The organism is Sphingosinicella sp. (assembly GCF_041916975.1).
GTDB lineage: Bacteria > Pseudomonadota > Alphaproteobacteria > Sphingomonadales > Sphingomonadaceae > Sphingosinicella.
Window position 1 is genome coordinate 1,931,597 of the sequence record NZ_JAYRYK010000001.1, and the last position, 13,654, is coordinate 1,945,250.

General features: G+C 66.8%; 10 protein-coding genes. 8 read left to right on the forward strand and 2 right to left on the reverse strand.

Features of this window, described 5'->3' with window-relative positions:
* Positions 1 to 35: 35 nt before the first annotated feature.
* The 5 genes from ACE3TJ_RS09100 to ACE3TJ_RS09120 all read left to right on the forward strand — a co-directional run bounded on the left by ACE3TJ_RS09100 (position 36) and on the right by ACE3TJ_RS09120 (position 6,806).
* Positions 36 to 2,414 (forward strand): EAL domain-containing protein, encoded by a 2,379-nt coding sequence (locus tag ACE3TJ_RS09100; protein ID WP_374595789.1) that lies wholly within the window; start codon positions 36 to 38, stop codon positions 2,412 to 2,414.
* An 83-nt stretch (positions 2,415 to 2,497) separates the two neighbouring features.
* The gene (locus ACE3TJ_RS09105; RefSeq protein ID WP_374595790.1) at positions 2,498 to 4,552 is read left to right on the forward strand and encodes a S9 family peptidase; all 2,055 of its coding nucleotides are present in this window, start codon (positions 2,498 to 2,500) and stop codon (positions 4,550 to 4,552) included.
* Positions 4,549 to 4,971, forward strand: a complete 423-nt coding sequence (locus tag ACE3TJ_RS09110; RefSeq protein WP_374595791.1) for an acyl-CoA thioesterase — start codon at positions 4,549 to 4,551, stop codon at positions 4,969 to 4,971. The genes ACE3TJ_RS09105 and ACE3TJ_RS09110 overlap by 4 nt, the downstream gene beginning before the upstream one ends.
* 69 nt (positions 4,972 to 5,040) lie before the next feature.
* Entirely contained in the window at positions 5,041 to 6,555 is a 1,515-nt protein-coding gene (locus ACE3TJ_RS09115) for a CpaF family protein (RefSeq protein ID WP_374595792.1), read from the forward strand.
* Positions 6,552 to 6,806 carry a hypothetical protein gene (locus ACE3TJ_RS09120; protein ID WP_034910431.1) on the forward strand — a complete coding sequence of 85 codons (255 nt, stop codon included), beginning with the start codon at positions 6,552 to 6,554 and terminating at the stop codon, positions 6,804 to 6,806. Before ACE3TJ_RS09115 ends, ACE3TJ_RS09120 begins: the two co-directional genes overlap by 4 nt.
* A 7-nt stretch (positions 6,807 to 6,813) precedes the next feature.
* Here ACE3TJ_RS09120 and ACE3TJ_RS09125 read toward each other — a convergent pair whose 3' ends face one another.
* Positions 6,814 to 7,053, reverse strand: coding sequence for a hypothetical protein (locus ACE3TJ_RS09125; RefSeq protein ID WP_374595793.1), 240 nt, complete (start codon positions 7,051 to 7,053; stop codon positions 6,814 to 6,816).
* A 14-nt stretch (positions 7,054 to 7,067) separates the two neighbouring features.
* On the opposite strand from ACE3TJ_RS09125, the gene ACE3TJ_RS09130 reads away from it, so the two are divergent.
* Positions 7,068 to 7,898 (forward strand): class I SAM-dependent methyltransferase, encoded by an 831-nt coding sequence (locus ACE3TJ_RS09130; protein WP_374595794.1) that lies wholly within the window; start codon positions 7,068 to 7,070, stop codon positions 7,896 to 7,898.
* Here ACE3TJ_RS09130 and pepN read toward each other — a convergent pair.
* A complete protein-coding gene (pepN, locus tag ACE3TJ_RS09135) occupies positions 7,895 to 10,501 on the reverse strand; it encodes an aminopeptidase N (protein ID WP_374595795.1) in 2,607 nt (868 codons plus the stop codon). The genes ACE3TJ_RS09130 and pepN overlap by 4 nt on opposite strands.
* A gap of 53 nt (positions 10,502 to 10,554) precedes the next feature.
* On the opposite strand from pepN, the gene ACE3TJ_RS09140 reads away from it, so the two are divergent.
* On the forward strand, positions 10,555 to 11,352 hold the full coding sequence (locus tag ACE3TJ_RS09140; RefSeq protein ID WP_374595796.1) for an SDR family NAD(P)-dependent oxidoreductase: 798 nt from the start codon (positions 10,555 to 10,557) through the stop codon (positions 11,350 to 11,352).
* Entirely contained in the window at positions 11,349 to 13,622 is a 2,274-nt protein-coding gene (locus ACE3TJ_RS09145; RefSeq protein WP_374595797.1) for a xanthine dehydrogenase family protein molybdopterin-binding subunit, read from the forward strand. Before ACE3TJ_RS09140 ends, ACE3TJ_RS09145 begins: the two co-directional genes overlap by 4 nt.
* Positions 13,623 to 13,654: the final 32 nt, after the last annotated feature.

The following is a 13,654-nucleotide window of genomic DNA, read 5'->3' on the forward strand; positions in this document are numbered from 1 at the left end:
CAATATGGCGCGAGATCGAGACTGGAACAATCGCAATGATGGACCGCATACTGGCGCTGGGCGGCCAGTTCGACCCGAATTTCACGGCGCTTGCCGTCATCATTTGCGTGATGTCGATGCTCACGGCCGTGCGGCTTTTTTCCCGCGGCTTCGTGGCGCGCGGCGAGGCCCGCCCGACCTGGCTGCTCCTTGCCGGCATCTCCGCCGGTTTCGGCGCGTGGGCGATGCATTTCCTTGCGATGCTGGCCTATCATCCGGGCGTGCCGACCGGGCACGGTCCGGTCGGGCTGCTCACCTCGCTGATTCTCGTGCTGCCGATGGCGATCGCGGCCTTTTACGCCGCCGCGAACCTCGACGGCTGGGTACGTCCGGCCTTCGGCGGCATCATCCTGACCTTCGCGGTCACGGTAATGCACTTCTCCAGCCTCAAGGACTTCCGCGTCGACGGCGTGTTCAACGTCGATCGCGATCTCGTGGCCGTCGCCTTCGTCGCCTGCGCGCTGCTCGCGGGCGCTGGCTTCGCGATTACCGGCCCGGCGCGCACAGTGCGGCGCCAAGCCATCGGCGGCATCGTCCTCGGCCTTGCGGTTTCGGCCTTCCATTTCATCGCCATGGCCGCGCTCAACATCGTTCCGGGCAAGGGCGAAACGGGCGGCCTCATCATCTCGGAGTTCGCCATCGCGGGCGCCATTGCCGCCGTCACGCTGATCGTCATCGCCACCGGCCTCGGCGCGGCGCTTGTCGACGCCAAGGGTGCTGAGCGCGCGGTCGAGCGCCTGCGGCGGCTTGCGAACGGCGCCTTCGAGGGCATCGTGATCACCGCGCACGGCAAGATCGTCGACGCGAACACCAGCTTTCTCAACCTCGTCCGCGCCGATCACGACGATGTCGTCGGCCGCGCGGTCGACAGGAACCTCCTCGAACGCGGCTACAGCCAGACCGGTAACGAAGATGCGCTGCTCAGCCCCTTCGACCACGGCGAGGCGATCCCGGTCGAGGTCCGCACGCGCAGCCTCTCCGACGACAAGGCCGAGGCGGTCTACGCGATCCGCGACCTTCGCGCACAGCGCAAGGCGGAGGAGGAAATCCGCTACCTCGCGCAGCACGACAGCGCCACGCGCCTTCTCAACCGCAATGCGTTCATGGCGCGCCTCGACGCGCTGCTGGAGCGCGCCGCGCAGGAGGGCGAGCCGGTCGCGCTGCTGTTCATGGATCTCGATCTCTTCAAGCATATCAACGACGTCCACGGCCACCGTGCCGGCGATCTCGTGATCACAGAGGTCGCCAACCGCCTGCGCGGCATGGCCAAGGGATCGAGCCTTCTGGGACGCATCGGTGGCGACGAGTTCGTCATCGCGCTCTACGGCGGCACACAGCCGACCGAAGCGGCGCAGTGCGCGCACAGCCTGCTCGAGAAGCTGCTGGAGCCGGTGCCGTACGAGGAGCACAAGGTCGAGATTTCCGGCAGCGTCGGCATCAGCCTGTATCCGGCGGATGCGGGCAACGCCTCCGACCTCGTCGCCTTCGCCGACATGGCGCTCTACCGGGCGAAGCGCGGCGGGCGTAACGCCGCCTGCTTCTTCAGCCGCGACATGGACGAGGCGATCCGCGACCGCCGCCGCCTCGCGCGCGATCTCAAGAAGGGGATCGATGCGGGCGAACTGCGGCTCAGCTACCAGCCGCTCGCCGCGATGGCGGATGGCCGGATCGTCGGCTTCGAGGCGCTCGTGCGCTGGCAGCATCCGGTGCGCGGGCTGCTGCAGCCCGACGATTTCATCCTCGTCGCCGAGGAGAACGGCCTCATCATCGCGCTCGGCAACTGGGTTCTGAAGCAGGCGTGTTTCGAAGCCGCGAAGTGGGAACGCCCGTTCCGCGTGGCTGTGAACCTCTCGGCATTGCATCTGCAGGACAATTCGCTCGTCAGCCGCGTGCATGAAATCCTCGTCAACAGTGGGCTTTCGCCGGCACGGCTTGAAATCGAGATCACCGAATCGGCGCTGTTCCTCGATCAGGCGCGCGCGCTTTCGAACCTGCGCCGCCTGAAGGCGCTCGGCGTCCGCATCGCGATGGACGACTTCGGCACCGGCTATTCGTCGCTTTCGACGCTGAACGCCTTCCCGTTCGACCGCATCAAGATCGACCGTAGCTTCGTCGACGAGATCAGCCGTTCACCGCAGGCCGAAAAGATCGTCCGCGCCATCGTCAGCCTTGGCCACAGCCTCGGCGTGCCGATCACCGCCGAAGGTGTCGAGACCGAAACGCAGCTCGAATTCCTGCGCCGCGAAGGCTGCGATCAGGTCCAGGGCTTCCTGATCGGCCGCCCCGAGCACATCGACATGCACGCCGGGCTGGTGACCCCGTCGAACCCCGGTGTGCCGAACACGGATGAAGACAAGGTCGCGCAGGCCTCCTGAACGGTTGACCGCGGCGCTGCCGCTCGCGCAAACACACCGGACCTTCCCTGCGGCCGCCCGCGGCCCAGATCGACCGGAGTGCCATGACCGAGATTTCGAAGCCGCCCGTTGCTGCCCTGAGGCCGCACAGTTTCACGCACCACGGCATCACGGTCGAAGACCCGTATGCGTGGCTTCGTGATCCGGGCTATCCCGAGGTGACCGATACCGACGTCCTCGCCTACCTCAATGCCGAGAACGCCTATTTCGAGGCGGTGATGGCCCCGCAGAAGGGCCTGATCGAAACGATCTTCAATGAGATGAAGGGCCGCGTGAAGGACGACGATGCGAGCGTCCCGCAGCGCGATGGCGACTTCCTCTACTGGTACGCCTTCGATGCGGGCGCGGAGTACCGCACATGGTATCGCAGGCCGGTCGCCGGAGGCAGCGACACCGTGATCCTCGCCGAGCCGAAGCTCGCCGAAGGCCACGCCTATTTCCGGCTCGGCGGCCTCGCCGTCAGCCCGAACGGACGCCTGCTCGCCTATGCGGTCGATACGAACGGCTCCGAACGCTACGTGCTGCGCGTGCGCGATCTCGAAACCGGCGCCGAGCTGCCCGACGTGATCGAGAACTGGCGCTATGGCCTCGTCTGGGGCGCTGATTCGCAGAGCTTCCTCTACACGGATGCCGACGAGAACTGGCGCTCCAAGGTGATCTGGCACCACCGTCTCGGCGACGCGCAGTCCATCGACCGCGCCGTCTACACCGAAGAGGCCGAGGAGTTCGGTGTCCAGATCGGCCGCACGCAATCGCGCAAATACGCCGTGCTCCAAACCGGCGACCACGCGACGAGCGAAGTCCGCCTGTTGCCGACGGACGATTTCGCGGGCGCGCCGGTGCTCGTGTCGCCGCGCAAGGCCGATCGGCAATACGACGTCGATGAGCGGGAAGGCACGCTCTACATCCGCGTGAACGACACACACCCGAACTTCCGCATCGTCACCGCACCCGTTTCCGCGCCAGACCAGTGGAGCGAACTCGTCGCGGGCAGTGACCGGCACTATCTCCAGTCCGTCACCAGCTTCGAGAACCTCCTCGCCATCGAGGAACGCGTCGACGGTCTCTCGCAGATCCGGCTGCACAGCTATGAAGACGGCAGCGAGCGCTACATCGCCTTCCCCGAAGCCAGCTTCGTCGCGAACCTCTCCACCAACCCGGAGTACCGCGCCGAGCGGCTGCGCATCGACTACCAGTCGATGGTCACCCCCAACACGGTTTACGACTACCACCTCGCCGACGACCGCCTGGAAACCCTGAAAGTCCGCGAGATTCCGAGCGGCTACGACCCTTCGCAATACGCGACCGAGCGGCTGATGGCACCCGCGCGCGACGGCACGCTGGTTCCCGTTTCCGTCGTCTATCGCCGCGATTTCGTGAAGGACGGGCGTGGGCCGCTGCACGTCTATGCCTACGGCGCCTACGGCTTCGCCTTCCCGCCGGGCTTCTCGGCGAACCGCCTGTCGCTGCTCGATCGCGGCTTTGCCTACGCCATCGCGCACATCCGCGGCGGTGACGATCTCGGCTACCAGTGGTATCTGGACGGCAAGCTCCAGAAGCGCGCCAACACCTTCAACGACTTCGTCGATGTCACGCGCTTCCTGATCGATCAGGGCTTCGCGTCGCCCGGCCGCGTCACGGCGTCCGGCGGATCGGCGGGCGGCGAACTGATGGGCGCGATCGTCAATCAGGCGCCGGAGCTTTACGGCGCGGTCGCCGCGCACGTGCCGTTCGTCGACGTGCTGAACACGATGCTCGACGACACGCTGCCGCTCACCCCCGGCGAATGGCCCGAATGGGGCAATCCCATCGCGGACAAGGCCGCGTTCGATCTCATCCGCAGCTACAGCCCCTACGACAACGTAAAGGCGCAGGCCTATCCCGCCCTCCTCATCACCGGCGGCCTCAACGATCCGCGCGTCACCTATTGGGAGCCCGCCAAGTGGGCGGCGAAGCTGCGCGCCGCCAAGACCGACGACAACGTCCTCCTCCTCAAGACCAACATGGGCGCGGGCCACGGCGGCAAATCGGGGCGCTATGTCTCGCTGGAGGAAGACGCCGAGGAATATGCGTTCCTGATCGGTCAGATCGGCCGATGAGCGAGGATGCGCAGGTTTCCGTCTTCACGCAGCAGAAGACCCCGGCGCCGGAGGATATCGACGAGCTCGGCCATGTGAACAACGCCGTCTACGTGCGCTGGATTCAGGATATCGCGGTCGCGCATTGGTATTCCGTCGCGCCCGCCGAGCTTTCCGAAAACGTCGTGTGGGTCGTCGTCCGCCACGAGATCGATTACCGCGCACCGAGCCACCTCGGCGAGACGCTGACGCTCCGGACATGGGTGGGCGACGCGCCCAAGGGCGCCCGCTACGACCGCTTTGTCGAAGTCACCGGCCCGGACGGCAAGGTGCGGGTGCGCGCGCTCACGACATGGGCACTGCTCGACCGCGAAAGCCGCCGTCCGATGCGCGTCACGGCGGAAATCACTGCGCCTTTCGTTCCGAAAAAGTCGGTATAGTTAGGAGTTTGCTAAGCTTGCCGCGCTAGTTTCCCTCAGCGGCCGACGGTTTCGGCCGAGGGGATCATGATGAGCGCATTCGGCAAAAAAGCTGGAATTGGAGCGGCACTGAGCGCGCCGCGTCGGGGCTTTGGCAACGCGGCGCCCATGCGCGGATCGCGCAGCACGCCGATCGTGGAGCCGCTTCCCGACGTTGAAGACGCACCGGAAAGCGCCGAGCCCGCGCTCGAGCTCACCGGCGACCGCGTTCAGGATGCGATGCAGCGCCTCAGCGCGCGCGAGCGCGGCGCGGCCGGTTCGGTAAATTCGCAACAGGAAGGCTTCGAAGCCTCGATCCACAAGATCAAGGAGCAGGTGCTCCCGCGCCTTCTGGAACGCGTCGATCCGGAAGCCGCCGCATCGCTTTCCAAGGACGAGCTCAGCGAGGAGTTTCGTCCGATCATCGGCGAAGTGCTCGCCGAGCTGAAACTGACGCTCAACCGCCGCGAGCAGATCGCGCTTGAAAAGGTGCTGGTCGACGAACTGCTGGGGCTCGGGCCGCTCGAAGTGCTGCTCGCCGACCCGGCCGTGTCCGATATCATGGTCAACGGACCCGCGCAGACGTTCATCGAGCGCAAGGGCAAGCTCGAACTCGCCAGCATCGTGTTCCGCGACGAGGAGCATCTGTTCCAGATCGCGCAGCGCATCGTGAACCGAGTCGGTCGCCGCATCGACCAGACGACACCGCTCGCCGACGCCCGCCTGCCCGATGGCAGCCGCGTCAACGTGATCGTGCCGCCGCTCAGCTTGCGCGGCACCGCCATCTCCATTCGTAAATTCTCCGCCAAGCCCATCACCATCGACATGATGCAAAAGGGCGATTCGATGTCGGAGAAGATGGCGACGGCGCTGAAGATCGCAGGCGCCTGCCGCTTCAACGTCGTCATCTCGGGCGGTACGGGCTCGGGCAAAACGACGATGCTCAATGCCATGTCGAAGATGATCGACCCCGGCGAGCGCGTCATCACCATCGAGGACGCGGCCGAGCTTCAGCTCCAGCAGCCGCACGTGCTGACGCTCGAAACGCGCCCCGCGAACCTTGAAGGCAAGGGCGCGATCACCATTCGCGATCTCGTCATCAACGCGCTGCGTATGCGCCCGGATCGCATCATCCTCGGCGAAATTCGCGGGCAGGAGTGTTTCGACCTCCTCGCCGCGATGAACACCGGCCACGACGGATCGATGGCGACGCTCCACTCCAACTCCCCGCGCGAATGTCTCGCGCGTATGGAGAACATGGTGATGATGGGCGACATCAAGATTCCGAAGGAAGCCATCAGCCGTCAGATCGCCGATTCGGTGGACATGATCGTGCAGGTGAAACGCCTGCGCGACGGTTCGCGCCGCGTGACGAACATCACCGAAGTCGTGGGCATGGAAGGCCCGGTGATCGTGACGCAGGAACTGTTCAAGTTCGAATATCTCGACGAGGCCGAGGACGGCCGCATCATCGGCGAATACCGTTCGATGGGCCTGCGCCCGCACACGTTCGAAAAAGCCAAGGCCTTCGGCTTCGACCAGGCCCTGCTGGAGGCCTGCCTGTGACCGTGGAAGCTCTCATTCCCGTGACGCCGCCACTCGTGAAATCGCGTCTGCGCACCAAGCGCAAGGCAGCGGTGGAACTCGTGCTGGAAGACGGCACCAGTCTTGCCGGCCACATGTTCGTGGGGCCTGACGAGCGCGTGCTCGAATGCCTGAACGACGCGCGGCCATTCATCCCGTTCCTGCAGTCAGACGGCACCATGCTGATCGTCGCCAAGCTGAAGATCGCCGCCTGCCGCCCGCTCGAAGACTAATCGCCTTCTAACGCGGCCAGACCGCAGGCAGGTGCGCCGCACCTGCGACGAGCGCGAGCAGCGCCAGAAACATCACACCGTGCCAGGGCACCCAGGGCAGCGCTCCGGGCTTGCGTTTGCGGCGTACTTGCCAGAGGCTGAGAAGGCCGAACGCGAGTGCGACCAGCATCATCTTCAGCGTGATCTCGAATGTCATGCGAGGCAGATAGTGCGTCGCCCGCGTATAGAACAGGTCCATGTAGGCCAACGAGGGAGAATCCGATGATCCGCACCATTCTTGCCGCCGCGCTCGTATCGGCAGCAGCCGCACCCGCCGCCGCGCAGCACGACCACAGCCACCAGGCCGCCCCCGCCGCGCCGGACTATGCCGCCGCACTCGCGGGCGCACACCGCAGCGAGGCGAACCGCGCGCGCGATCAATATCGCCACCCGGCCGAAACGCTGGCGTTCTTCGGCCTCACGCCGGGCATGACGGTGGTCGAGGTTGCGCCCGGCGGCGGCTGGTACACGGAGGTGCTAGCACCGATCCTCTCGGAGCACGGCAAGCTCTACGCCGCTCATGGCATTCCTGAGGCAAGCGAATACGCCGCGAAGTCGCTGGCGGCGTATCAGACAAAATTGGGCTCGAATCCGGTTTACAAGGCCGTGGAGGTCACGAAGTTCGGCAAGGACCACTACGACAGCCTCGCCCCTGCAGGCAGCGCCGACATGGTGCTGACCTTCCGCAACGTCCACAACTGGTACATGGCCGATTTCGCAGGCGATGCCTTCAAGGCGTTCTACAAGGCGCTGAAGCCGGGCGGCGTGCTCGGCGTCGTCGAGCATCGCCTGCCGGAAGATCGGCCAGACGAGACGATGAAGTCCTCTGGCTACATGAAGCGTTCGACCATCGTCGCGCTCGCCGAGGCGGCGGGCTTCAAACTCGCTGGCGAATCCGATGTGAACGCCAACCCGAAGGACACCGCCGACTGGCCGAAGGGCGTGTGGACGCTGCCGCCCAATTTCCGCGAGGGCGACACCGACCGCGCCAAATACACCGCGATCGGCGAATCCGACCGCATGACGTTGAAGTTCGTGAAGCCCGCCTCCTAAGCGAGGCTTTTCGACGCCATCTCGAACGTGTCGCGGGAGACGCCAGGTGCCCCGACGATGCGTTCGAGTTCGGCGCGCATCAGCGTCGCGCGCGCGTCTTCCATGCGCCGCCAGCGGCCGAACGGCGCAATGAAGCGCGCCGCCGTCTGTGGATTGATCGCGTCCACCTCCAGCAATTTGTCCGCGACGAAGCGGTAACCGGCGCCGTCCTTCCGGTGGAACACGAACTGGTTCATCGCGAGCGCACCGACGAGCGCGCGGAAGCGGTTCGGGTTGCGGATCGTGAAGTCGGGATGCGCGGCAAGCGCGATCGCCTTTTCGAGCGCGTCTTCCCCCGTCGCCATCGCCTGCGCGGTGAACCACTTGTCGAGCACCAGGGCATCGCCTCTGAAGCGGTCATAGAAGTCCTGCAGCACACGTTCGCGCGCCGGGGCATCCGCATCGACGAGCAGGCCGAGCGCAGCGATGCGGTCGGTCATGTTCGTCGCCGCGTGATACTGCGCCTCCGCCGCCGCGACTGCCGCTTCGTCCGCATCCGCGAACAGATAGCCGAGCGCGACGTTCTTGAGCCGTCGTCGTCCCTTGGCGTCCGGCGTCAATTCATAAGGCCCGCCGTCCGACAGGCTGGCGTGGAGCGCCGTCCACGTCTCCCGGCCCACGCCCTTCAGCAGCGCGCGCCGCAATCCTTCGCGCGCGGTGTGCACCGCATCGGGGGCGACGTTTGCGCCGAGACGTTCGGCAACCATCGTTTCGGTCGGCAGCAGGATCGATTCGCCGATGAAGGCATGGTCGAGCGCCTGGTTCTTCAGCGTGCGGCTCACCGCCTCGACGAGCGGCGCGGCATCGGTGGCGCCGTTTTTCACGGCGTCGACCAGCCGGTCCATCATCAATTGCTGCATCGCCTCGTAGCGCGCGAACGGATCGTCGTCGTGCGCGGAGAGGAACGCGAAATCTGCGGCACTGCGCTTCGTCTCGACGGTCACGGGCGCCGAGAAACCGCGGTTGATCGACAGCACCGGCGGCTCGGCGACATTCTCGAACGTCATCGTCGCGCTCGCCGAGCGAAGCTGGAAGAGCTGTTCCGGCCCGAGCAGCGACCCCGACTCCCGCCCGAACAATGCAATCCTGAGCGGAATGTGCATCGGCGCCTTCTTCGACTGGCCGGGCGTGTCGGGCACCGCCTGCACCAGCGTCAGCGTCGCGGATTTCGCTGCCGCATCATAGGCGAGGTCCGCCGTCACGGTCGGTGTCCCGGCCTGCGAATACCACAGGCGGAACTGACCGAAATCGGCGCCGCCCCCGTCTTCCAGCGCCTTCACCCAGTCTTCGACCGTCGCAGCCTCGCCGTCGTGGCGCGCGAAATAAAGGTCGGTGCCTTTCCGGTAATTCTCCGGCCCCAGCAGCGTCGCCGCCATGCGGATCACCTCGGCGCCCTTGTTGTAGACGGTCGCCGTGTAGAAGTTCGAAATCTCGATGTAGCTCTCCGGCCGCACCGGATGCGCGAGCGGACCCGCGTCTTCCTGGAACTGCGCCGCGCGCAGCGCGCGCACATCCTCGATGCGCTTCACGGCGGGGCTGCCCATGTCGGCGCTGAAGCTCTGGTCGCGGAAGACAGTGAGGCCTTCCTTGAGGCTGAGCTGAAACCAGTCGCGGCAGGTGATGCGGTTGCCCGTCCAGTTGTGGAAATACTCGTGCGCCACCACCGCCGCCACCGCGTCGAAATCCGCGTCGGTCGCGGTTTCCGCGTCGGCGAGGATGTATTTCGAATTGAAGACGTTGAGGCCCTTGTTCTCCATCGCGCCAAAATTGAAGTCGTCGACGGCGACGATGTTGAACACGTCGAGGTCGTATTCGCGCCCGTAGTGCACCTCGTCCCAGCGCATCGAGTCCTTCAGCGCCTGCATGGCGTGGCGGCACTTCTCCACGTCGGCGGCGCGCACCCAGATGCCGAGCTTCACGTGTCGGCCAGACATCGTCTCGAAACTGTCTTCGAGCGCGCGGAGATCGCCCGCGACGACTGCGAACAAATAACAGGGCTTGGGGAACGGATCGTCCCAGCGCGCGAAGTGGCGGCCATCGGCAAGATCGCCCGACGCAACGGGGTTGCCGTTCGAAAGCAGCACGGGATAGCGCGCCTTGTCCGCCCGCAGTTCCACCGAATAGCGGCTGAGCACGTCGGGTCGATCCGGGAAGAAGGTGATGCGGCGGAAGCCTTCGGCCTCGCACTGCGTGCAGAGATTGCCGCCCGAGGCATAGAGCCCCATCAGCTTTGTGTTCGCGGCGGGTGCGACCTCCACGATCGTTTCCACGCTTGCGGCATCCGCCGAAAGCGGAATCACGAGCTTGCCGTCCGCAAGCGTATAATCGCCTTCGCCAAGCACCCGCCCATCCACGGCAACGGATTTCAGCGCGAGATCGTCGCCGTCGAGCACAAGCGGTCCTTCGCCCGCACGCTCCACCTTCAGCAGCGCGCGAACGCGCGTGCGGTCCGCATCGAGATCGAAGGCGAGGCTGATGTCGGGGATGCGCCATGCCGGCGGCGCATAGTCCTCGCGGCGGGTGATCGTTGGGGTTTCGCTGCGTGCTTCCATAGACAGGGACATAGTGAGCGATCAGCCGAATCGCCAGCGGCTTCCGCGCACGCTAGGAGAGTGCGATGCCTCATCTGCTGATCCTCGGTCAGGGCTACACCGGCACGCGCCTACGCGCGGCGATGGAGCGCGAGGGCTGGACCGTGACCGGCACGGGACGCACCGCGCGGCAAGGCGTCCTCGCGGCGGATGACCCCGCCGTGGCGGACGCCATCGCGGCCGCGACGCACATTCTGTCCTCCGTCCCTCCGGATGCCGATCACGACCCCGTACTCGCGCGGCACAACGCCGCGCTCGCTGCCTCCGGCGCATGGCTCGGCTATCTCTCCTCCACCGGCGTCTACGGCGACACCGGCGGCGCATGGGTGGACGAGACCGCGCCCGTCGGACATGGCCGCCGCAGCGCGCGCACCGCAGCCGATCTCGCATGGCAGAAGATCGGCGCGCGCGTGCTGCGCCTGCCCGGCATCTACGGCCCCGGCCGCTCCGCGCTCGATCGCGTGCGCGAGGGGAAAGCCCAACGCATCGATGCCGGCGCGCAGGTGTTCAGCCGCATCCATGTCGACGACATCGCCGCCGCCGTGATCGCCGCGTTCGCCGCGCCGCCCGGCGTCTGGAACATTGCCGACGATCTCCCCGCGCCCGGCCACGCCGTCACCGCGTTCGCCTGCCGCCTCGCAGGCGCGGCGCTGCCGCCGCTCGTTCCGCTCGCCGAAGCTGCGCTGTCGCCGCAGGCACGCGCCTTCTATGCGGAGAACCGCCGCGTCGCGAACGGCAAGATGAAGCGCGACCTCGGCATCCGGCTTCGCTATCCTGACTATCGATCCGGCCTTCGCGCCTGTCTTCGGGAGGAGTGCCTATGAAATTCGGCGTCGGCCAGTCGCCCCGCAGGGTGGAAGACGAACGGCTGCTCACCGGACGCGGCCGCTACACCGACGATTTCCAGCCCGAGGGTACGGCTTACGGCGTGACCGTACGATCGCCCTACGGCCACGCGCGCATCCTCGGCATCGACACGGCGGACGCGCGCGCCATGCCCGGCGTACTTGCCGTCTACACGGCGGAGGACATCGCGCATTATGGCCCGATCCCCTGCCTCGTGCCGCTCCCCGGCCGGATCGAAACGCACCGCGCGCTGCTGACCAAGGACATCGTGCGCTTCGTCGGCGACGGCGTTGCGTTCGTGGTCGCCGAAACGCGCATCGCCGCGCGCGCGGCCTCCGAGGCCGTCATCGTCGACTACGAAGAGCTGCCCGCCGCCGCGACGCTCGATGCCGCACTCGCGCCCGGCGCGCCGGCGATCTGGGAAAGCGCCCCGGACAATCGCGTTTTCGACTGGAACGTCGGCGATGAAAGCGCCACCCGCGCGGCCATCGCCGGGGCCTCCCACGTCACCCGCCTGCGTATCGTGCAGAACCGCGTCGCGCCCACCTCGATGGAGGTCCGCGCTGCGCTCGCCGAATGGTCGGACGATACCGGCCTCACGCTCACCGTCGGCAGCCAGGGCGTCGCGGCCATGCACAAGACGCTCAGCCGCGAGATTCTAAAGTGCCCGCCGGAGCGGCTGCGCGTCGTCACCGGCGATGTCGGCGGCGGCTTCGGCATGAAGGTGTTCCTCTACCCCGAATACGGCCTCGTCCTCCATGCCGCCGAGTGTCTGAAGCGCCCCGTGAAGTGGACCGGCGAGCGCTCCGACGCCTTTCAGACCGACTCGCATGGCCGCGCCGTCGTGTCGGAGGCGACGCTGGCGCTCGACGCCGATGGCAATATCCTCGCGCTCGCGGTCGAAAGCTGGGCCGATCTCGGCGCCTATCAGGCCCAGTTCGGCCCGGCGATCCAGACGATGGCGGGCGGGCGTATCATCGGCGGCGTCTACCGCATCCCGGCGATCCACAATCATGTGCACGGCGTCGTCACCAACACCGCACCCGTCGATGCCTATCGCGGCGCCGGGCGCCCGGAGGCGACCTACCTCGTCGAGCGGCTCATCGAAACGGCGGCGCGCGAAACCGGCCGCGACGCGGGCGACCTCCGCCGCCGCAACCTGCTGCGCCCGGACGAGCTTCCCCACGCCAACGGCCTCGGCCTCACCTTCGATGTCGGCAACTTCCCGGCGCTGCTCGATGCCGCGCTCGAAAAGGCCGACTGGACCGGCTTTCCCGCGCGCCGTGCAGCGGCGGAGGCGCGCGGGCTGCGCTACGGGCGCGGCGCAGCTTTCTATGTCGAGATCGCGGGCGGCGGCGATCTCGACGAATTCGCGGACGTGCGCTTTCTCGCCGACGGCACGATCGAGGCGGCGGTCGGCACGCAGTCCAACGGGCAGGGCCACGAAACGTCCTACGCACAGGTACTCGCCGAACGGCTCGGCGTACCGATGGGGCAGGTGCGTATCGTGCAGGGCGACACGGCGCGCCTCGAGGTCGGGCGCGGCACCGGCGGCTCGCGCTCGATGGTGTGGGGCGGCGGCGCGCTGATCGAGGCCGCGACCACGATCATCGACAAGGCGCTGGACCTCGCCCGCGCCGATCTCGGCGAGGATGTCGATTTCGGTGACGGCCTACTGCGCGCGCGCGGTTCGAACACGACGATGAGCCTCACCGAACTCGCCGCGCGCCACCCGCAGGCGCTCGACACGCGCGCACGCTACGCGAAGGAGAAGCCGACGCCGACCTTCCCCAACGGCTGCCATGTCGCCGAGGTGGAGGTCGATCCCGAAACCGGCCGCGTGCGCGTCGCGCGCTACAGCATCGTCGATGATTTCGGCACGCTGGTGAACCCGCTGCTTGTCGAGGGCCAGGTACACGGCGGCATCGCGCAGGGGCTGGGGCAGGCGCTTCTCGAAAACGTCGTCTACGACGAAAGCGCCCAGCTCCTCACCGGCAGCTTCATGGACTACGGCATCCCCCGCGCCGACGACATGCCCCGCAGCATCGCCTTCGCCTCCCGGCCCGTGCCGAACCCGAACAACCCGCTCGGCGCCAAGGGCTGCGGCGAGGCCGGCACGATCGGCGCCATGCCCTCGATCATGAATGCCATCGTCGACGCGCTCGACGGCACGCACGTCGACATGCCCGCCACCCCCGAAACGCTCTGGCGCATCTGCCGCGATCTCGGCCACCGCACAGCAGCCTGATCCCGCACTTAGACATTGTCGGGACATGCGTT